At 31.7% G+C, this 21,983-nt stretch carries 18 protein-coding genes and 1 riboswitch; of the genes, 16 read left to right on the top strand and 2 right to left on the bottom strand.

Going from position 1 to position 21,983, the window contains the following annotated elements; all coding sequences use genetic code 11:
• The first annotated feature begins 57 nt into the window (after window positions 1–57).
• The 8 genes from B5S50_RS02845 (at window position 58) to B5S50_RS02810 (ending at window position 8,317) form a co-directional block, all read left to right on the top strand.
• Window positions 58–1,035 carry a phosphotriesterase gene (locus B5S50_RS02845; protein WP_217303034.1) on the top strand — a complete coding sequence of 326 codons (978 nt, stop codon included), beginning with the start codon at window positions 58–60 and terminating at the stop codon, window positions 1,033–1,035.
• 20 nt (window positions 1,036–1,055) lie between these two features.
• Window positions 1,056–2,006, top strand: a complete 951-nt coding sequence (locus tag B5S50_RS02840) for a phosphoglycerate dehydrogenase (protein WP_217303033.1) — start codon at window positions 1,056–1,058, stop codon at window positions 2,004–2,006.
• A gap of 247 nt (window positions 2,007–2,253) precedes the next feature.
• Complete coding sequence (locus tag B5S50_RS02835; RefSeq protein ID WP_217303032.1) at window positions 2,254–3,576, top strand: MFS transporter; 1,323 nt, start codon at window positions 2,254–2,256, stop codon at window positions 3,574–3,576.
• Between the two features lie 257 nt (window positions 3,577–3,833).
• Window positions 3,834–4,811 (top strand): phosphotriesterase, encoded by a 978-nt coding sequence (locus tag B5S50_RS02830; RefSeq protein WP_217303031.1) that lies wholly within the window; start codon window positions 3,834–3,836, stop codon window positions 4,809–4,811.
• A 129-nt stretch (window positions 4,812–4,940) separates the two neighbouring features.
• Window positions 4,941–5,048: riboswitch (TPP riboswitch) on the top strand.
• Between the two features lie 90 nt (window positions 5,049–5,138).
• Window positions 5,139–5,798, top strand: coding sequence for a thiaminase II (gene tenA / locus B5S50_RS02825; RefSeq protein ID WP_217303030.1), 660 nt, complete (start codon window positions 5,139–5,141; stop codon window positions 5,796–5,798).
• A 4-nt stretch (window positions 5,799–5,802) separates the two neighbouring features.
• The gene (locus B5S50_RS02820) at window positions 5,803–6,555 is read left to right on the top strand and encodes an ABC transporter ATP-binding protein (protein ID WP_217303029.1); all 753 of its coding nucleotides are present in this window, start codon (window positions 5,803–5,805) and stop codon (window positions 6,553–6,555) included.
• Window positions 6,552–7,295, top strand: coding sequence for an ABC transporter permease (locus B5S50_RS02815; RefSeq protein WP_217303028.1), 744 nt, complete (start codon window positions 6,552–6,554; stop codon window positions 7,293–7,295). The genes B5S50_RS02820 and B5S50_RS02815 overlap by 4 nt, the downstream gene beginning before the upstream one ends.
• Window positions 7,292–8,317: an ABC transporter substrate-binding protein gene (locus B5S50_RS02810; RefSeq protein ID WP_217303027.1), complete on the top strand. Its 1,026-nt coding sequence runs from the start codon at window positions 7,292–7,294 to the stop codon at window positions 8,315–8,317. The genes B5S50_RS02815 and B5S50_RS02810 overlap by 4 nt, the downstream gene beginning before the upstream one ends.
• Window positions 8,318–8,379: 62 nt before the next feature.
• Here B5S50_RS02810 and B5S50_RS02805 read toward each other — a convergent pair whose 3' ends face one another.
• The gene (locus B5S50_RS02805; RefSeq protein ID WP_065076801.1) at window positions 8,380–9,252 is read right to left on the bottom strand and encodes an SDR family oxidoreductase; all 873 of its coding nucleotides are present in this window, start codon (window positions 9,250–9,252) and stop codon (window positions 8,380–8,382) included.
• Window positions 9,253–9,483: 231 nt separating this feature from the next.
• On the opposite strand from B5S50_RS02805, the gene citG reads away from it, so the two are divergent.
• Window positions 9,484–10,857, top strand: a complete 1,374-nt coding sequence (gene citG / locus B5S50_RS21905; protein ID WP_083985495.1) for a triphosphoribosyl-dephospho-CoA synthase CitG — start codon at window positions 9,484–9,486, stop codon at window positions 10,855–10,857.
• A 77-nt stretch (window positions 10,858–10,934) separates the two neighbouring features.
• On the opposite strand, the gene B5S50_RS02790 is transcribed toward citG, so the two are convergent.
• Complete coding sequence (locus B5S50_RS02790) at window positions 10,935–11,231, bottom strand: hypothetical protein (protein WP_065076800.1); 297 nt, start codon at window positions 11,229–11,231, stop codon at window positions 10,935–10,937.
• A 390-nt stretch (window positions 11,232–11,621) separates the two neighbouring features.
• On the opposite strand from B5S50_RS02790, the gene B5S50_RS02785 reads away from it, so the two are divergent.
• The 7 genes from B5S50_RS02785 (at window position 11,622) to carB (ending at window position 21,587) form a co-directional block, all read left to right on the top strand.
• The gene (locus B5S50_RS02785) at window positions 11,622–12,080 is read left to right on the top strand and encodes a hypothetical protein (RefSeq protein WP_065076799.1); all 459 of its coding nucleotides are present in this window, start codon (window positions 11,622–11,624) and stop codon (window positions 12,078–12,080) included.
• 50 nt (window positions 12,081–12,130) lie between these two features.
• The gene (gene recQ / locus B5S50_RS02780) at window positions 12,131–14,308 is read left to right on the top strand and encodes a DNA helicase RecQ (RefSeq protein WP_217303026.1); all 2,178 of its coding nucleotides are present in this window, start codon (window positions 12,131–12,133) and stop codon (window positions 14,306–14,308) included.
• Between the two features lie 48 nt (window positions 14,309–14,356).
• Window positions 14,357–14,980, top strand: coding sequence for a class I SAM-dependent methyltransferase (locus B5S50_RS02775; protein ID WP_065076879.1), 624 nt, complete (start codon window positions 14,357–14,359; stop codon window positions 14,978–14,980).
• A 46-nt stretch (window positions 14,981–15,026) separates the two neighbouring features.
• Window positions 15,027–15,929, top strand: coding sequence for a fumarylacetoacetate hydrolase family protein (locus B5S50_RS02770; protein WP_217303025.1), 903 nt, complete (start codon window positions 15,027–15,029; stop codon window positions 15,927–15,929).
• 291 nt (window positions 15,930–16,220) lie between these two features.
• The gene (gene argF / locus B5S50_RS02765) at window positions 16,221–17,222 is read left to right on the top strand and encodes an ornithine carbamoyltransferase (RefSeq protein ID WP_217303024.1); all 1,002 of its coding nucleotides are present in this window, start codon (window positions 16,221–16,223) and stop codon (window positions 17,220–17,222) included.
• Window positions 17,223–17,236: 14 nt separating this feature from the next.
• A complete protein-coding gene (carA, locus tag B5S50_RS02760; RefSeq protein WP_217303023.1) occupies window positions 17,237–18,301 on the top strand; it encodes a glutamine-hydrolyzing carbamoyl-phosphate synthase small subunit in 1,065 nt (354 codons plus the stop codon).
• A gap of 79 nt (window positions 18,302–18,380) precedes the next feature.
• Window positions 18,381–21,587 carry a carbamoyl-phosphate synthase (glutamine-hydrolyzing) large subunit gene (gene carB, locus B5S50_RS02755; protein ID WP_217303022.1) on the top strand — a complete coding sequence of 1,069 codons (3,207 nt, stop codon included), beginning with the start codon at window positions 18,381–18,383 and terminating at the stop codon, window positions 21,585–21,587.
• Window positions 21,588–21,983 lie beyond the last annotated feature (396 nt).

Below are 21,983 nucleotides of genomic sequence, written 5' to 3'. Positions count from 1 at the left end.
TGATTAAAATATTTAAATTCATATTGATTTGATGAAATAAAAGGGAGGAATTTAAAATTGAAAGTAATTAGGACAGTTTTGGGGGATATTTCGCCAGAGGAAATGGGAGTAACTGATTCACATGATCATTTAATAAGAAGTGGAGGATTGGAAGTGGCTAAAAATCCACCTTCTTTACTAGATAGTATACCTTTTGCAATAGAAGAATTTTCATCATTTATCAATGCTGGTGGAAGAACTATTGTATGCATGGATCCTATAGAATGTGGTAGAAATGTAAAATCAATGCTTAAGGTAGCTGAAGCATTGAAGGGTAAAGGACATATTATAATGACAACAGGATTTCATAAGGGTGATCTTTACGATAACAGAACTTCATGGCTTGCAACAGTTGATATTGATAAAATAGTTGAAATGATGGTAGCTGAAATAGAAGTGGGAATGGATATTCATAGTTATAATGGTCCAGTTGTAGAGCGTACAAATGCACGTGCTGGTGTAATAAAAGCTGGTACAGGAAATTTATTAATATCGGAAATCGAGCAAAAATCATTAAGAGTGGCTGCAATGACTCAACAGGAAACTGGATGTGCTATTTCAGTACATGTAGATCTTGGAACAATGGCCTGGGAAGTAGCAAAATTATTAAAAGAATATGGAGCAAAACCAGAAAAAATTATATTATGCCATCTTCAAAGAAACCCAGATAGATATTATTATGAAAAAGTACTTGATGAAGGTGTTAATCTTTGTTTTGATGGACCAAATAAAGTTAAGTACTATACAGATACTCTTTTGGCTGAAAATATAATGTGGATTGTTCAAAAAGGATATGGAAAACAATTACTATTGGGAATGGATGCAGGTTTTATAGATGCGCACTCTGCTTATATGGCAAGTAAAGGTAAGGCAAATGGAATAGAATATATGCTTACACGATTTGTTCCATTATTAAAACAGATTGGTATGGAAAACTCGGTAGTAGAAGACATATTAAAGAATAACGCTGCTAAAATTTTTTCAATTGAAAAATAAAATGAAAAGAGGTTTTATTAATGAAAGTTATATCTACATCACCTTCATTTGCAAAATATTCAAAAGAACCTATAGAGTATTTAAATAAAAACGATATAGAAGTGAGTTATCTGCCAGCAGATATTGCAGAAGACGAATTTATAGAAAAGATACACGATGTTGATGCATTAATAGTGGCTTTTACTCAAATTAATGAAAACGTATTAAAAAATGCGCCAAATTTGAAAATTGTATGTAAACATGGTGTTGGAGTTGACAATATTGATTTAGAAGCAACAAAAAAGAGAAATGTATATGTAACAAATGTTCCAAATGCCAATAAACATGCTGTTGCAGATTTTGCATTTGGATTAATACTTGCTTCAGCAAGACAAATTCCTCAAGCTAATGATTTGACAAAGAAAGGCGAATGGCCAAGAATTTTTGGAACTGATGTCCATGGAAAAACTTTAGGAATCATTGGGCTTGGGAATATAGGTAAAGAAGTTGCTTTTAGAGCAAAGGGATTCAGCATGAATGTATTGGCATACGATCCTTATCCAGATGAAAAGTTTGCAGCTCAAAATGGAATTACATTTGTAACAATAGATGAATTATTAAAGCAAAGTGATTTTGTTTCAATTCATATTCCACTTTTGGACAGTACAAGAGATTTAATTAATTACCAAAAAATGAAAATTATGAAAAAAGGTTCATATTTAGTTAATGCTTCAAGAGGTGGAATTGTTGTAGAAAACGATCTATATAAGGCATTAAAAGAAGGAGTGATTTCAGGGGCAGCTTTAGATGTATTTACAGAAGAACCATTAAAATCACATCCACTATTTGAGTTACCTAATTTTATTGCATCACCTCATATTGCAGGATATACAGCTGGAGCTACTGACGCACTTGGCATGACTTGTGTAGAAAATATTGTAAATGTATTGGTAAACAATGAAAAACCTGAGTTTATTGTAAACAATATGTAGATGTAAAGCTTAATGGCTAAAAGTTAGGAAATTAACGAATGTGGAATTTCGCATTCGGTTATATAAAATTTCGGAAGGGGGTGTATGATTAAATATCATTTTATTGCTATAGAATATTTTTATAATGGGTAAAAATGAAAACAACGACGAAATTTATAGTCACTTTAGAGGAAAATAAATAATATACATTTTACAGCTTTGATTAAACATCTATCAAGATGTGAATCATAGGAAAGGAGAATTAATAATGAGCATACAGAATGAAAAAAATATTATAGGTAATCAAAGTACGGGTAATGTGCGTAAAAAAGCTGGCCGTCGATGGGCTATGCTGTGTATTCTGTCACTAGGTGTGGCGTTCAATTATTTGGATAGATCAACATTAAGTATTGCATTGCCGTACATTCAGAAAGATATTCATATGTCCCCTGCTGTAACAGGTTTTATTCTTTCCGGATTTTTCTGGTCATACGTTATTTTCCAAATTCCAGCAGGATATATAGCTGACAAGATTGGACCGAGGTTGACACAAGGCTTTGCTTCAATTATTTGGGGATTATCAACAGCCTTAAATTCACTTTCTGCAGGTTTCTTGTCTTTTTTCAGCCTTCGTTTTGTCCTTGGTGCGGCAGAATCACCTCTTTATACTGCTGGCAGTAAAGCTATTAAAGATTGGTTTCCAAAGAAGGAACGTAGCTTTGCCAGTGGTACATTTAATAGTGCATCAAAACTTGGCGGAACTGTTGCTACTCCACTTCTTGCAGTTTTTATTACTACCATTGGATGGCGTTTATCGTTTGCAATTGTTGGTGGCATCGCAGCTATCTGGGGCTTTGTATGGCTGAAATACTACAAAACACCAAGACAGCATAATAGTATTACTAGTGAGGAATTGAACCTTATTGAGTCTGATCAGGAAGAAGCAAAAGGGAATGTTTCAAAAGAACTTCCGAAATATGCGATGGCAAAGTTATTTAAGCAAAAAACAATGTGGTGTATGATGGTGGGATTCTTTGCAATTAATTTTGTCTCTTACTTTTTCTTCACATGGTTTCCTACTTACATGATTAATACTTATCATCTTAAACTCCTTAAGTTTGGTTTTATTGGTATCTTACCAGGAATTGCTGCAATGCTTGGTGGCTGGATCGGAGGAATTGTTTGTGACCAGCTTTATAGAAATGGACACTCAACGACGGTATCAAGAAAAGTTCCATTGATTGTGGGCTTATTATTGAGTTGCGTGATTGGTCTGGCAGCTATTTCCCATAACATGTGGTTTACTGTAACCGTTCTTTGCATAGCAAATGGAGCAGCAACTGGAGCAGGATCTGTTGTATGGACGCTTCCTGCAGATGTTGCACCAAACAGTAATATGATTGCTACCATAGGTGCTGTACAAAATGCTGCGGCTAATATCGCTGGAATCGTTTGCCCAATTCTGATTGGCGTATTGATCGGCATTAGCAATTCTTATGCGTTGCCATTTATTATATCGGGTATTGTTGCTCTCATTGGAGCATTTGCTTATTTGATTATGCCAGAATTGAAGCCTATGAAATTAGATTAAGCAACTATAATCTTCTATACTAACGGAGTTTATCATATCTTCTGTAGTTTTAACTTTTATATGATAGACTTCGTATTCTTTTGATATCGTTTGCTAGAATAAACGCGATCATTTGTTCCAGCAATATTATTATCAGTAGATATGAGTTCAATTATAATTTTTTAATATTTTTATCTTATATGAAAAGATTAAACGCATACAAATATTAATGTAAATGTATTTTTAAATGTTAATAATCAAAAAAGGAGGAGATAATTTTGAAGATAATAAGGACAGTTTTGGGAGATATTTTACCAGAGGAAATGGGGGTAACTGATTCACATGATCATTTAATTAGAAGTGGTGGACCAGAAGTAGATGAAGATCCAAGTTTTCTTATGGATAGTGTACCTAGTGCAATAAAAGAGTTCTCATCTTTTGCTGATGCTGGTGGAAAAACTATGGTTTGTATGGATCCTATAGGCTGTGGAAGAAATGTAAAATCAATGCTTAAAGTAGCTGAAGCAGTAAAAGACAGAGGACATATTATAATGACAACTGGATTTCATAAAGGCATACGTTATGATAAAAGGACATCATGGCTTGCAACAGTTAATATTGATAAAATAGTTGAAATGATGGTAGCTGAAATAGAAGTAGGAATGGATATTCACAGTTATAATGGGCCTGTAGTTGAACGTACAAAAGCTCGTGCAGGTTTAATAAAAGCAGGTACGGGGTATAGATTGATATCCAAGCTTGAACAAAAAGCATTGGAAGTAGCTGCATTAACCCAACAGGAAACTGGATGTGCGATTTCAGTACATGTGGATCTTGGAACAATGGCCTGGGAAGTAGCCAGGTTATTAAAAGCATATGGAGCAAACACTGATAAAGTTATACTGTGCCATCTTCAAAGAAATCCTGATATATATTATTACGAGAAAGTACTTAATGAAGGTGTCAATATATGTTTTGATGGACCGAATAAAGTTAAATATGCTCCTGATAGTTTATTAGCCGAGAATATGATTTCACTTGTAAATAAAGGATATGGCAAACAACTTTTATTGTCTATGGATGCAGGATTTATGGATGGACTTTGGAGTTATATGGAAGACGAGGGTATGGCAAACGGTATAGATTATATGCTTACACGTTTCGTACCTTTATTAAAACAAATTGGAATGGAAGATAAGGCATTAAACTACATTTTGAAAGATAATCCAGCTAGAATTTTTGCTATTGATAAATAATAATTAAATTATTGTATAATTTAAGCAAAAGAGGCTGTTACGTTAATTGCGTGACAGCTTTAGCATTGACCAACTTTTGCTATTGTAGTAATATAAATATTGTATTGATAATGTAAAAATTAAATAGATTTAGTATCCCAGGGGGGCTGGTGTTACCGGCTGAGAGTAAGAATATAATTCTTAGACCCTATACCTGATCTGGTTAATGCCAGCGTAGGAAGAGGTTTTTATGTAATTGATAAATAAAGGTACAAACTTCCTAAGAGGTTTGTACCTTTTATTTTCAATTAATAATGTGTCTGTCGGATGAAAAAGGAGAAACTTATTATGAAAACATCTATGAAATTATACGAAAGCGTAAAAGACATATGGAATTCTTACTATGAACATCCATTTGTAAAGGGAATAGGAGAGGGAAACTTAGAAATAGATAAATTCAAATTTTATATGATTCAAGATTACATATATCTTTTAGATTATGCGAAAGTGTATGCCTTAGGGGTGATAAAATCCAGTGAAGAAAGCATAATGCAGGGGTTCTCAAATATGGTGGACAATATATTAAATGGAGAAATGAATATTCATAGGCATTATATGAAAAAAATAGGCATTAAAAAAGAGGAAATAGAAAATGCTAAAGCTTCTATTGAAAATATTTCGTATACAAGCTATATGCTGTCTGTATCTCAAATGGGAGATTTAATGGATTTAACTACTTCTCTTTTAGCTTGTATGTGGAGTTACTATTTAATTGGTAAAAAGTTGAGTAAAATAGATGGGTCACTGGACAATGAGTTCTATGGACAGTGGATAAAAGGGTATATATCTAGTGATTATGAAAAGGAGACTAAGTGGGTGATAGATTTGTTAGATTATTTGACAGAAAATATATCGGAAAAGAAATTTAACAGGTTAAAGGAAATATTTATAAATACAAGCAAGTATGAATATATGTTCTGGGATATGGCTTATAACGAGGGGATGTGAAATCATGCTGGAATTTAAAAATGTAAGCTTCAAATACGAGGAAGATCCTGATTTCATTATAAAAAATCTCAATTTTAATGTAGATAAAGGGGAATTTATAAGTATAGTAGGTCCTAGTGGATGTGGGAAAAGTACTGTACTTAGACTTATTTGCAAGCTAGAAAAGGCTTTTGAAGGAGATATAGTTTTAAAAGATAAAAATATAAATGATTTAAAAGGTTATATAGGATATATGCCGCAAAATGATCTTCTTATACCCTGGCGAACTATACTTCAAAATGTATATCTTCCCCTTGAAGTTAAAGGTGAAAATTTGAAAGAGGCACAGGTTCAAGCAGAAAAAATGTTAAAGGATTTTGGACTTGAAAAATATAAAAATAAATACCCGAAGGATTTATCAGGAGGCATGCGGCAGAGGGCGTCTTTTGCAAGAACTCTCCTTACGGGAGCAGAAGTGTTGCTTTTGGATGAACCTTTCAGTGCATTAGATGCTATAACAAGAGTTTCTATGCAGGAATGGCTCATTGATAAATGGTTAGCTTTAGATAAAACTATATTATTTATAACCCATGATGTAGAAGAAGCTCTTTTTTTATCAACTAAGATATTTGTTACATCTGAAACTCCAATAAGAAAATTTAAAGAAATAAAAGTGCCTCTCAACTATCCGAGGACTAGAAGTATGATAGACACACCTCCTATATTAAAGATAAAAGAGGAACTTATAAATGAACTAAAAAAGGGGGTTAGGCTGTGAAAAGGTATAGATCATCCATAATAGTTGCTGTATTGTTTTTTGCAATATGGCAGGCTCTAGCAATGTATATAGATGCAATGTATATACTGCCTTCTCCTACTGCTATTTTAGAAAAAATATGGGAACTTAAAGATATTTTATTTTTAGTACACCTTCCTGCCACTCTTTTGATTACTATTGAGGGACTTTTAATATCTATAGTGCTTGGGGTAGTGCTTTCTGTGGCTATGAATATAAGTGAAAGAATACAAAGAGCTCTTTATCCAATTGTAATTGTAACTCAAACAGTTCCAATTACTGCACTTGCACCTATATTCATACTTTGGTTTGGATATGGTATATGGAGTAAGGTACTTGTAACGGTACTTATAACATTTTTTCCTATAACTATAAATGTATATGATGGACTTCGTTCTACAAGAAAAGATATGGAAGAACTTTTAATCACCTATGGTGCTAGTAAAAAAGATATATTTATGAAGTTAAAGTTTCCAGCTTCACTTCCTTACTTTTTTTCTGCACTTAAAATGGCAGTACCTTTAAGTGTAGTGGGGGCAGCTGTAAGTGAGTGGCTTGGAGCAGAAGCAGGTCTTGGATATTTTAGTAAGAGAATGATGACACAAATGGATGGGGCAGGAGTGTTTGCACCTATTGTCATATTATCACTAGCTGCTCTAATTTTAGTGGAAATATTAAATGTTTTAGAAAATAAAATAGTAAAATGGAGGAATGAAGTATGAAAAAAAATAAATATTTATCTCTTGTAATGGCATTTTTACTGACAGCTGTTATATTAGGAGGGTGTGGAAATAGCAGTGATTCATCAAAAGGTAAAGATGGTAAGTTAGAAAATGTGGATTTAGTACTTGATTGGTATCCAAATGCAATACATAGTTTTATATATGCTGCTATTAAAAATGGGTACTATAAGGAAGAAGGACTTAACGTAAATATTAAATTTCCATCAGATACTACAGATCCTCTTTCACTTCCAGCAGCAGGAAAAGCTACGATTGGAATATACTATCAACCGGATATTGTAATTGCGAGAGCAAATCAGGGGGTTCCTGTGAAATCTATAGGAGCTATTGTACATACACCGCTTAATGTAATAATAGCTTTAAAGGAAAAGAATATAAATACACCGAAAGATCTTCAAGGAAAGACTGTAGGTTATTCAGGAAATTCTTTAAATGTTCAATATGTAAAAACTATGGTAAAAAAAGAAGGAGGAGATCCAAATTCCGTTAAAATGGTTGATGTAGGATTTGATTTACTATCTTCTATGGTAACTAAAAAAGTAGATGCAACTACGGGAGGACTTATAAATCATGAGGTTCCAGTACTTCAAAATGAAGGACATCCTGTAAATTATTTTGATCCTGCAAAATATGGGGTGCCAAATTATTATGAAGAAGTGTTTGTAACTAGTGACAAAACTCTTAAGGAAAAACCTGAAGTACTTAAAAAGTTTATGAAGGCATCTCAAAAGGGATTCGAATATACTAAGAAAAATCCTAAGGCAGCTTTAAAAATACTTATGGACAATCAGAAAAAAGATAATTTCCCTTTAGTACAAGCAGTAGAGGAAAAAAGTATGAGTATACTTCTTCCTAAGATGGAGTCAAATGGTGAACCTTTCTTAAGTCAGGATAAAAGTGTTTGGCAGAATAATATAGATTGGCTAAAGAAACAAGGGCTTCTAAAGAAAGATATAAAACCAGAAGATCTTTATGTAAATATTCTGGATAACAATAAATAAAGATATATACAATCACAGTTTTAGAAATATAATATCCTAAAACTGTGATTGTATTAACTTGGTTAAGAATACATATGGATTGTTTGTCCTGACATATAGCTTGATTCATTGGAAGCTAAGAATACATAGGCTGGAGCAATTTCAAATGGTTGAGCAGCTCTTCCCATTGGTGTTTTTGAACCCCAAACGGCAACTTTATCTGCAGGTAATCCTGCTGGAATTAAAGGTGTCCAGGTTTCACCTGGAGCTACACCATTTACACGTATTCCTCTTGAAACCAAACTTCGGGCTAAATTTATAGTGAAATTAGCAATGGCACCTTTTGAAGCTTCATAATCTAAAGATATCCCATAAGGAGGATTAAAAGCAACTATTGAAGAAGTATTGATGATAGAACCGCCTGGTTTCATATAAGGTAGAGCTGCTTTAGTTAAGTAGAAATAAGAAAATACATTTATACGAAAAGTCCATTCTAATTGTTTGCTAGATACTTCTTCTATAGAATTATTGTAATAAAGTACTGCAGCATTATTTACAAGAATATCTAATTTACCAAAATGATTCATAACTTCTTGAATTATAATTTTACTATTCTCTTCGACTCCTATGTTAATTGGAATGGTTAAACATCTTCGCCCCAATTTTTTTATTCTAGATTTTGTTCCCTCTGCATCTACATGTTCATTTAGATAGACAATGGCAATATCAGCTCCTTCTTTTGCATAAGCACATGCTACAGCACGCCCAATACCGCTGTCTCCTCCTGTTATTAAAGCTACTTTGTTTAATAATCTTTTTGTCGTTTGATATTGTGCACATAATGGTGGTTCGAAAACTGGTCTAGGTGTCATAATATATTCAATACCAGGTTGATGTGGCTGATGTTGGGGTGGAAAAAAGCGTGGAAATTTGCATCCAATATGATTTGAACACATATAGTAGTTCCTCCAATATTGTAAAGTACTTCTATTTAATATATGAATTTCGAAAATATATGTGATTATAAACTACAATTTTTGAAACCCTGTGAACTAATATAAACAAACTTTAGAAGTATAAGCTGTATAGCATTTTACATGCAAGTATGATAAAATATATTTCGTATTTGTACGACTAAAAAGTTATATATCAACTATAGGATAAAAATAATATATGGAGAAAACAATATGAAAAATGAGGAAACGTTTCAAATAAACGAAATTTCTATGATAATTGGAGGTTTCGCAGTACAAGCTATGATTTATGAAGTCTCTTGTTATCCCAGTCCTGGCCTGGTGTCACCTGTATCATGTGGTGCTCATAAGGATATGGACTTTTTTACTTTTATAGATAGTACTTCTGTTTTAAGCAGATATATGACTATGTTTGTTCAAGAAGGACTTTCAGATAAATCCTATAAAGAAATATTTAATAGCATTAGAAATTTAGGAATAAAAGCTGAAAAAGATATGTTTATTAAGACAAAGGGAGTTAATACCCATAAAGGAATGCTATTTTTGATGGGTGTTACCTGTGCAGCTGTGGGAAAGGTCATTTATGAGAGAAAAAAATTTGACGAAATTAGAAGTATTATAAAACAAATGACAAAGGGTATAGTTTCAAAAGAACTTTTTACTTTAAAAGATAGTACAAATCTAAGTCATGGAGAAAGATTATTTATTAAATATAAAACAGATGGTGTGCGTGGAGAAGTAGAGAGGGGACTGCCTACAATTTTTGATTTTTCTCTGGATTTTTATAAGAAAAATGTGGATTTAAATACTAATGATAGATTGGTACATACCCTTATTGGAGTAATGCAAAAATGTGATGATTCAACTATAATATACAGGCATTCTCCTGAAGTTTTAGAGGAAGTTAAAGAAAAAGCTAGGAAAGTACTTTTAGCTGGAGGAATGAGGACCAGTGAGGGAAGAAAAAGAATAAATGATCTCTGTAATGAATTCATAGATAAAAATATAAGCCCTGGAGGAAGTGCCGATTTGTTAGGCGTAACTGTATTTTTATGCTTAGTGGAAGAATATATGAAAAGTACAAGTAATATTCTTGATGAAATACTTGAAGCTAAAGAAAAAAGGGCGAAAATTCAAAAAGAGTTATTAAATACATTTAAAACCACACTAATTTCATTTACATTAAATATACCAGGAGCAGAAAAAAATAATGAATCCTTTGCTAAACTTCATAAAAAGGGGATTTGCTTGCTGGAAGAAGAGTTAGAAAAGAATAATATAGATATATTTAACAAAATGTTAAATAGTTCTGCTGCTGGTGATGAGGCATTTTTAAATGTAGATGCAGATGCAATTAGTGTAAAAAAAATCACTGTATCCATTGAAGAAAACCATGAGCTTGGAAGAATATTTGACTTTGATGTATTCACTAAAACTGGAGAGCAGATTAGCAGGACAGATTTAGGTGTAAGTGAGAGAAAGTGTCTCTTATGCGGTGAAAATGCCAAAGTATGTGGAAGAAGTAGACGTCATTCTGTGGAAGATCTTTTAAACAAAATTTATTCATTAATGGATAAGTTTTTATAGTGAAGTATACTAAGGTCTTTAAAATAAAGGAGGACAATATGTCTTTCCTTTATTTTGATATAATAAGAATACAAGTATTAATTTTGCCTTTGGGATATAATGTCCTGGAGATTTTTTATAAGTTTTTCTTTTTTCATCATAGAGCCTCTTAAATGTTTAATTTGTTTTTCAAAAGAGGCATTTTTATTTTGCAGGACATTTAATTTGTTTTTTAAATTTTTTACGTCATTCAATTTTTCATCTAATATAGGTTTATATGCAGTATCAATAGTTTTTTTCTTATCAAAAAACAAATTCAAATTTTGCATACCAAAAATAATTGACTTTTCAATTTTTTTTAGATATTTTAATATTAAGGTATATACTTTATCCATTTTAGACACCTCTATATAATTTTATAAAATTATGATTTATAGTGCAATAGCTATATATATTAACTCAACTTTGGCAGTTTAAAAACTTTACGAATCAAAGCTTCGCAAGTTGAGAATTGAAAATTGAGAGTTGAGAGTGAAGGTTGATTTTTAGCTATCGCAAAAAATCTTTAAATTATATAAGTCATCAATGTTTTGCCTTAGCAAAACGAGCCATCAAAATTTAATTAAAGATTTTTCGTAGTGTAACGGAAAAAAATCCACATTAACTCTCCACTTTCCACTCTCAATTCTCAACTAAGCAAATTACTTCGTAATATTTTTATATTATGCCCCAATTTTGTATGTGCCAAAGTTGAGATATTAACAAATGTGAAAAGAGGAATGTATGTGAATGAAAATGAGAATATGTTGCATAAATTTATAAAAAACTATACTGAAAATAAACAAAATAGAGCCGGAAATTTAGAAACAAAAAAAGAAAAATTGGAGATTCAATTAAAGAAGGAAGGAGAAAAATTAGATAAACTTTCAGCTATTAAGGAGAAACTTATTGCAAAGGAAAAATCCTATGATGAAGTTTACTCCCATCTTTTGCAAATATTGAGAACAAGAGGTATACTATTTGATATCCCAAAAGGTGTAGTAGAAATTGAGGAGTGGGATAATTTGTATATAAAAAAGGAACAGGGTGCTTACAGTCTGATAGATAAAAATCAACAGGCTGTATACTCTATAGATAAAAAATACTATGATTCTATAGAACATATAGTTACTAATTACAAGTACAGTGCAATTGTAGTGAGAAAAGATGCTTATTTTTTAAAAGTGCAAATCAGGATATTATAATATCTCTATGCTATAATAAAAATATAGATTATGTTACAGGGGTGAAATCATTGCTTAGTAGTGCTTTGGAAATTCTACATAAATATTATGGGTATAGTGACTTTAGGAAGGATCAAGGAAAGGTAATTGAAAGTATACTAAAGGGGAAGGATACTTTAGCTGTAATGCCCACTGGAGGAGGTAAATCCATATGTTATCAGATACCAGCAGTGTTATTTGAGGGGGTAACAGTTGTAATATCTCCACTTATTTCACTTATGAAAGATCAAGTAGATAACATAAAGGATTTAGGAATAGGAGCAGCTTATATAAACAGTTCTATTTCACACCAGGATATTTTGCATATATGTGAAAGCTTAACTGCAGGAAATATAAAAATGCTGTATGTAGCACCGGAAAGGTTGGAGTCTTCTGAATTCTGCCAGATTATAAAAAGCATAGATGTATCTCAAATAGCAGTAGATGAAGCACATTGTGTTTCCCAATGGGGACATGATTTTAGAACTAGCTATACATATATATGGAGGTTTATAGAAAGCTTTTCTAAAAGACCCGTAGTTACAGCTTTTACAGCTACGGCTACCATAGAGGTTAGAGAAGATATTGTAAATCAAATAAAGCTGAATAAACCTGAGGTTTTCATATCTGGTTTTGATAGAGAAAATTTGAAAATTGGATGTTTGAAAATTGGAAATAGGTTAGGGTATATGCTAAAATACATAAAAACTAATGAAGAACAATCTGGTATAGTATATGCAGCTACTAGAAAAGAAGTGGATAGCATATATGAAAGACTTAAGGAAAATAATATAGCTGTTACTAGATATCATGCAGGTCTTTCTGATAAAGAAAGAAAAAATAATCAAGAGGATTTCGTATATGACAGGGTAAATGTAATAGTTGCGACAAATGCATTTGGAATGGGTATTGATAAGTCAAATGTAAGATATGTTATTCATTACAATATGCCTAAGAACATAGAAAGCTATTATCAAGAAATAGGTAGAGCAGGTCGTGATGGAGAGAAAAGCGACTGTATTTTAATGTTTGCTCCTCAAGATGTTATTACTCAAAAATATCTTATTGAAACAAGTATTCAATCTCCTGAAAGAAGATTAAATGAATATAAAAAACTTCAACAAATGATAGATTTTGTACATTACAATGGATGTTTACGGAAATATATATTAAATTATTTTGGAGAACAAGTAGATTATGAAGAATGTGGAAACTGCAGCAATTGTATAAGTGAAGGAGAGCTTGTAGATAAAACTATAGATTGCCAAAAAGTACTTTCCTGTATATATAGAATGAAAAGAGAATTTGGAGTAAATATGATAGTAGATGTACTTAGAGGTTCCTCACAGAGAAAAGTGATTCAGTATGGATTTGATAAGTTGTCTACCCATGGCATAATGAAAAATTATTCAAAGGAAGAACTTTCAAATTTCATAAATACACTTATAGCTCATGGGTACATTTCATTAAAAGAAGGAGAATATCCTACTGTGGTATTGAATCCTAGATCCATAAAGGTTCTAAAGGGAGAAGAAAAAGTAACCTTAAAGGAAATTGTTAAAGCTAAAAAGATTATTTTAAATAATGATCTATTTGAAGTTTTGAGAGTTTTAAGGAGGGAGATAGCAGGCGAGGAATCCATACCCCCTTATTTGATATTCCCGGATACTACGCTAAAGGAACTTAGCAGTAGGTGTCCTGTAAATTTTGAGCAGATGCTGGATGTATCTGGTGTAGGCCAATTGAAATTAAAGAAATATGGTGAAAGATTTTTAGAAGCTATAAAAAACTATCTGGATGAAAGTAAAATTAAACCACAGTGGATTTTTAAAAATGAGTTAAAGAACGACAAAAATGATAAAAACGAGAAAGAAAGCAAAAATTTAAAACTAAAAACCCATGAAATAACGGCAGGGATGATTAAAGAGCACAAAGACCTTGAACAAATAGCAAAAGACAGGCAAATTACCGTATCTACGGTACTTTCACATATAACAAAGTATGCAGAGGAAAAGGGTGTTCTAGATTTAAATATAAATTTTGGTGGAATATTTACAGATGAAGAAGAAAATCAAATTTTAAAAGTTACGAAAAAGATAGGAATATCAAAATTAAAACCTATAAAAGAGAAACTTTCTGAAGATATAAGTTATGATAAGATAAAAGCAGTTATATTAAAAGACTATATTTTAATAGATAAAAATGCATAAGGAGGCGAAATGCTGTTTGAAAATAAAATCTTAAGCAGCAATTATATTATGAGTGAACTTTCTAGAAGATTAAATCAGTGTAGAAAACCTGCAGGGGAAGTAGGAAAATTTATAGCCGATTCAATGAATGAAGACCACTTCCAAGTTACTACCTGGGGGCTAGATAAAATTTCTATTAAGCAAGATGATATTATTTTGGATATTGGCTGTGGAGGCGGAAGAACTATAAATAGACTAGCTAACATAGCAAAAAAGGGAAAGGTCATAGGTGTAGATTATTCTATTGATTGTGTTAACTGGTCCAAAGAATTTAATAAAGAGCTTATAGATGAAAAAAGAGTGGAAGTGTACAATGCAAATGTAGAAAAACTTCCTTTTGAAGATGATAAATTTAATGTAGTAACTGCAGTTGAGACTATATATTTTTGGCCTGATTTATTAAAAAGCTTTAAAGAAGTTAAAAGAGTTTTAAAGTCAAATGGAACTTTTACAGTAATAAATGAGATGTACATAAGCGATAAATTTAAAGAAAAAAATGATGAATATATGGATAAAATGACTATGCACACCCCGGAACAGTTAAAGCAGCTCTTTGTAGATGCAGGTTATGAAGATGTATCTATACATGTATGTGAGGAAAATAATTGGATGTGCTGCAGCGGAAAGGCATAATATAAGTTCAACTAAGATTGATTTAATATAAGTGGGAGATGTTAATATGAAGTTTTTAACATATCTGTATAAAGAAAAAGAATGCATAGGAATTTTAAAGAACAATTCTGTCATAGATTTTGCTAATGTATTTAAAAATATAGGAGAAAAAAATCCACCTAAAACTATGCTGGAGCTTATAGATTATCTGGATGATTGTAAATTGAATATAATTAAAGAGTGCATAAATAATGAAGGTATAGAAACTATACCAATAAATAATATTAAAATTGAAGCTCCGATACCATATCCAAGGAGAAATGTTTTTTGTCTTGGAAAAAATTATATAGAACATGCTAGGGAAATAAAAATTACTAGAATAGCTGGAAATGGTATTCCAGAGGTACCAATTTATTTTACAAAGGCAGCATCACCAGCTGTGGGAACGGTCGATAATATTGAATTTTCTAGAAAAATTACAAATCAGGTAGATTATGAAGTTGAACTTGCAGTTATAATAGGCAAAGATGGCAAAAATATAAAAAAAGAGGATGCTGAAGAGTATATTTTTGGCTATACTATAATAAATGATGTATCTGCAAGAGATCTTCAAGGAAAACATATACAGTGGTTTAAGGGAAAAAGTTTGGATACATTCTGTCCTATGGGACCTTACATAATTCATAAAACCGAAGTACCATTTCCCGTTAATTTGGATATAAGTTGCACTGTAAATGGAGAGGTAAGGCAAAAATCTAATACAAAGAATTTAATTTTTGATATACCTTATATAATAAGTGATTTGTCTAAAGGTATTACATTAAAAACTGGTGATATTATATCAACAGGTACACCAAGTGGAGTTGGCATGGGATTTACACCAATTAAAGTGTTAAAACAAGGTGATATAGTTGAATGTAGTATTGAAAAAATAGGAACTTTGGTAAATAGGGTAGTAGAACTTCATTAGTGCATTAAAAATAAAAAATTGTATGTATACAAAATGTATAAATTACTTCAGATTTAAAAAATCTTCAATAGTTATTTTCTATTGAAGATTTTTTTTAACTTTGTATTTTAAGGTATTTCAAATCAATACAAAATAAAAAATTTTAAATTTATATTGAATTATTATTAATATAAATGTATAATTATAAAATATCAATGAATTAATATAAAGATATTTCTAATGTTTAAAGTAAAGCTTAAGGAAATATTTGTTTCCTATATTTATAAAAAATGATTTTAAGGGGGAAGAAAAATGATAGATTTAAAGGGTAAAAGTTTTTTAACATTAAAAGATTTTACAAAGGAAGAGATAAAGTACTTTATTGATCTTGCAAAGAAGTTAAAGGAAGAAAAATATAATGGAACGGAAAAAAAGAGATTGCAAGGGAAAAATATTGCCCTTATATTTGAAAAAGATTCCCTGAGAACAAGATGTTCCTTTGAGGTCAGTGCTTATGATGAGGGTGCAAATGTAGTTTATATAGGTGCCCAGGGAAGTCATATGGGTAAAAAAGAATCTGTGAAAGATACGGCTAGAGTAATGGGTAGAATGTTTCATGGCATAGAATACAGGGGATTTTCTCAAAGAGATATGGAGATATTGGCAGAATATTCAAAAGTACCTGTATGGAATGGACTTTCAGATGAAGATCATCCAACCCAGGTTTTAGCGGACTTTCTGACTATAGAAGAACACATAGCTAAACCTTTAAAAGATGTAAATTTTGTTTACATCGGAGATGGAAGAAATAACATGGCAAATGCCCTTATGATAGGTGCTTCAAAAGTTGGAATGAACTTTAAAATAGCAGCACCTAAAGAGCTTTTCCCAGAAGATGAACTAGTTAAAGAGTGTAAAAAAGTAGCCGAGGAAAGTGGAGGCACTATTACAATTACTGAGGATTTGTATAAAGCTGTAGAAGGAGCAGATGTCCTTTATACTGATGTATGGCTTTCCATGGGAGAAGAAAAAGAACTTTGGAAAAAGAGAATAGAAACTTTAATGCCATATCAAATAAACAGCAAACTTATAGAGGCTTGTAAAAATGAAAATGTTAAGTTTATGCATTGTCTTCCAGCTTTTCACAATACGGAAACTAAAGTAGGGGAAGAAATATATAAAAAGTTTGGGTATGAAGCACTAGAGGTAACTGAAGAAGTATTTGAGGGACCTAATTCTATAGTGTTTGATGAAGCTGAAAACAGGCTTCATACTATAAAGGCTGTTATGGTGGCAACTTTAAGTAATATTTAGAAAGAAGGAATAAAATGAATTCCATATTGTATTTAGAAGATGGAACTGTATTTATGGGAAAAGCCATAGGACACAAAGCAATAACGGCAGGAGAGTTGGTTTTTAATACCTCCATGACAGGATATCAAGAAATACTTACAGATCCATCCTATAGAGGACAGATAATAACAATGTGTTATCCTTACATTGGTAATTACGGAATTAATTACAATTTTAGCCAATCTAGTGAGATACAGGCTAAAGGTATGGTAATAAAAAACATGTATAATAATACATCTCACTATTTGAGTGAAAATAGTTTCGAAAATTTTTTAAAGGAAAATAAAGTCGTAGGTATAAGTGGTATAGATACACGAAGTATAACCAAAAAGATAAGATCAAGTGGAACTATGAAATGTGTAATATGCAGTGAAAATGAATCTATAAGTGAAATAAGAAGAATGCTAAATTCTTATGAAAATAAAAATTTAGTATCTCAGGTAAGTACAAACTCCATAAAGCATATTTCAGGAAATGGGCCTAAAGTTGCACTTTTAGATTTTGGAAGCAAAAAGAACATTATTGAAAATTTGAAGGATAGAGACTGTGATATAACAATATTTCCTTACAATGCTTCTTATGAAAGTATAATGAGTATAAATCCTAAAGGCATACTTTTAAGTAATGGCCCTGGAGATCCTAAGGATTTAGGAGAGATAATGGGTACTATAAAAAAGTTAATAGGTAATTTACCTATATTCGGAATATGCCTTGGACACCAATTATTATCACTTGCACTTGGAGGAGATACCTATAAGATGAAGTTTGGCCATAGAGGTGGAAATCATGGTGTATATGATAAGGATATAGATAAAGCTTTTATAACGTCTCAAAATCATGGCTATGCAGTTAAAAGAGAAAGTTTAAATAAAGACAGTATTGAAGTAACTCATTTTAATTTAAATGACCATACGGTAGAGGGAATTAAACATAAGACGCTGCCTATATTCTCAGTACAGTTTCACCCTGAAGGCTCTCCAGGACCTACAGATACGGGCTATTTATTTGATAAATTTTTGCGATTAATGACTTTAGTATAAATAAGGTATTTTCAAAGAAATGACTAGTCAGTATGCTAGCCTATTTTCTTTCAAATTCCTAACAAGGAGAAGTGATATAATGCCGTTAAGAGAAAACTTGAAAAAGGTTTTAATAATAGGATCGGGTCCTATAATAATAGGTCAGGCTGCGGAATTTGATTACTCGGGAACACAGGCCTGCGAGGCTATAAAAAAAGAGGGAATACAAACTGTTCTGGTAAATAGTAACCCTGCTACTATAATGACTGATAAAAATGTTGCAGACAAGACCTATATAGAACCTTTAACTGTTGAATCACTAGAGGCAATAATAGGAAGGGAAAAACCAGATGGGATTTTAGCTGGATTTGGTGGACAGACTGCCTTGAATTTGGCAATGGAACTTAATGAAATTGGGGTATTTAAAAAATACAATGTAGAACTTCTTGGAATAAAAACTGAATCCATAAAGAATGCGGAAGATAGGGAAAGCTTTAAAAATCTAATGAATGAAATAGATGAACCTATAGCTGTAAGTGAAATTGCTACAAATCTAGAAGAATGCAAGCAATTTTTAGATAAAGTCAGCCTTCCAATTATAATAAGACCTGCATATACCTTAGGAGGAACCGGAGGTGGTATTGCAAGTACTTATGAGGAATATATGGAAATATGTGAAAATGGATTAGAAGAGAGTCCTATAAATCAAATACTTCTTGAGCAAAGTTTAGCTGGGTGGAAAGAACTAGAATATGAAATAATGAGAGACAAAAAGGACAACTGTATGGTAGTTTGTAATATGGAAAATTTGGACCCTGTGGGAATACACACAGGAGACAGCATAGTAGTAGCCCCATCTCAGACACTTAATGATAGAGAGTACCAGATGCTTAGAAGATCTGCTATAAAGATAATAAGGACTTTAAAAATAGAAGGTGGATGTAATATTCAATTTGCATTAGATCCTAATAGTAATAGGTACATGGTTATAGAAGTAAACCCTAGAGTAAGCAGATCAAGTGCATTGGCTTCAAAAGCAGCAGGATATCCTATAGCTAAAATTGCAGCTAAAATTGCTCTTGGATACACTTTAGATGAACTTAAAAATTATGTTACGGGAAATTCCAGTGCACTGTTTGAACCAGCTCTAGATTATTGTGTAGTTAAAATGCCTAAGTGGCCTTTTGATAAATTTAAAACTGCAAACAGGACTTTAAAAACTCAGATGAAAGCTACAGGAGAAGTTATGGCTATAGATAGGAGTTTTGAAAGTGCTCTTTTAAAAGCAGTTATAAGTTTAGAGGGAAAAATAATAGGGCTGAAATTAGATAAATTTGAAAATATGAGCAAGGATGAAATAATAGCAAAGATAAATAACCAGGATGATGAAAGACTTTTTGCTTTAGCAGAAGCTCTTAGAAAAGGAATGACTATAGATGAGCTTCATGAATTAACTAAAATAGATGAATGGTTCTTAGGTGGAATAGAAAATATAGTGAATATGGAAAATGAATTGACAGGCAATGTGCCAAATGTTGAAACCATTCAAAAAGCTGAAATCATGGGATTTACGGATGAATATATTTGTAAATTGATAGGTATGAAATTAGAAGATTTAAAGAAACTTAGAGAAGTAAATGGCATAAAATCCGTTTATAAAATGGTAGATACCTGCAGCGGAGAGTTTGAAGCAAAAACTTCTTACTATTATTCCTGTTATGATTTAGAAAGTGACAATGTTGTTTCAAATAATAAGAAAATACTTGTAATAGGTTCAGGACCTATTAGAATAGGACAGGGAATAGAGTTTGATTACTGCTGTGTTAATGGTGTCTGGGCCATAAAAAAAGCAGGATATGAAGCCATTATAATAAATAATAATCCAGAGACAGTAAGTACTGATTTTGATATTTCAGATAAGCTGTATTTTGAGCCGCTTTATATAGATGACGTTATGAATGTAATAAATGAGGAAAAGGTGGATGGGGTTATAGTACAATTTGGAGGACAGACTGCACTTAATCTATCTAAAAAGTTAAATGACAGAGGAGTAAATTTAATTGGCACGTCCTTTGAATCTATAGATTTGGCAGAAGACAGGGAAAAATTTAGAGTACTTCTTAAAGAACTTGAGATAAATTCACCTGTAGGTGGATCTGTAACAAGCCTTGAAGAAGCAGATAACTTAGTAGCTGAAATAGGTTATCCTGTTATTGTTAGACCATCTTATGTAATAGGTGGTAGAGCAATGAAAGTTGTCTACAATTATGAAGAGTTGTGTAAATATTTAAAGGACGCCGTAAATTTATCTAAGGAACATCCTGTTCTTGTAGACAAATATATAGTGGGAAAAGAAATAGAAGTAGATGCCATATCAGATGGGGAAGATTTAATAATTCCGGGAATAATGGAGCATATAGAGAAAACAGGGGTACATTCTGGGGACAGTATAGCAGTATATCCAGCATCAGATTTACCAGAGAATGTACTTAAAAAAATAGAAGACTATACAGTGAAGGTTGCCAAGAAGTTGAATGTTAAAGGACTTTTAAATGTTCAATATGCTTTTGATGGAGATAAGGTGTATGTAATAGAAGTAAATCCAAGAGCATCGAGAACTGTACCTATTTTGAGTAAAGTTACTGATATTCCAATGGTAGAGATAGCTGTAGAAGTTATGTTAGGTAAGAAAATAAAAGATTTTCACTATAAACAGGATATGTATAAGTACAGCAATATTTATGCAGTTAAAATGCCTATATTTTCTAATAAAAAGTTATCTGGAGTAGATGTGGCACTAGGACCTGAAATGAAATCTACAGGAGAAGTCTTAGGAGTGGACTTTGATAAGGACAAGGCTATATATAAAGCATTTAAAGCTTCAGGAGTTAAAATACTTCAAAAGGGAAATCTTTATGTTTCTATAAATGATATAGATAAAAAGATTTCACTAAATGTAATTAAAAAATATGGAGAACTTGGATTTAGTATAAGTGCATCCAGTGGAACTTATAAGTTTTTAAGTGAAAATGGAGTAAAATGCAGGAAGCTTGATTTAGATACTGCAGTGGAATATATAAAAGATAAGAAAATAGATATAGTTATAAATACAGCTACTCAAGGATATAACACTACAAGGCAAGGTTTTATACTTAGACATACAGCTTTAGCTCATGATAAAATAGTATTCACATGCTTGGATACAGCAAATGCCTATATTAATGCTATTTTGACAGAAAAAAATGAAGAAAATATAGAATACAGAACTATGGGTGAATATTTGCAGGAGCTGGCACTTAGAAGTTAAGAGTTAATAATTATATGGATATTCTAGCTTGAAAGTTAACTTATACAATATCGTATAATGACAAATTTTATCATCATAAACAGAGTTCTTGGCATCAGATGGAGTTTTAAACTCCACCTGATGCTTAGAAATCGTTATCCAGGGACGTAGTCGCTCTTTACTCATACTTGCACAAGTGGGAGTATTAGAGCGAGTAGTCATCGGATAAAAACTTTTAATAAGTCTAAAGATTAGTATTTTGAAAACCTAAAGTAACTTATATAAACTCGTACCTCAGACATATCTAAGTTACTAAGGTTTTCTAAAATACCAAGCTAAGACTTATTTATAAAAGTTTTTAAGTATGATTTCAATTTTGTCATTATATTTCATGTATAAGATTAAATTTCAATTAAA

The sequence above is a fragment of the Clostridium sp. 001 genome (assembly GCF_019056555.1).
GTDB classification, from domain to species: Bacteria; Bacillota; Clostridia; order Clostridiales; family Clostridiaceae; genus Clostridium_B; species Clostridium_B ragsdalei.
Note: the sequence above shows the minus strand (reverse complement) of the source record. Positions and strands in the feature narration are given on the sequence as shown.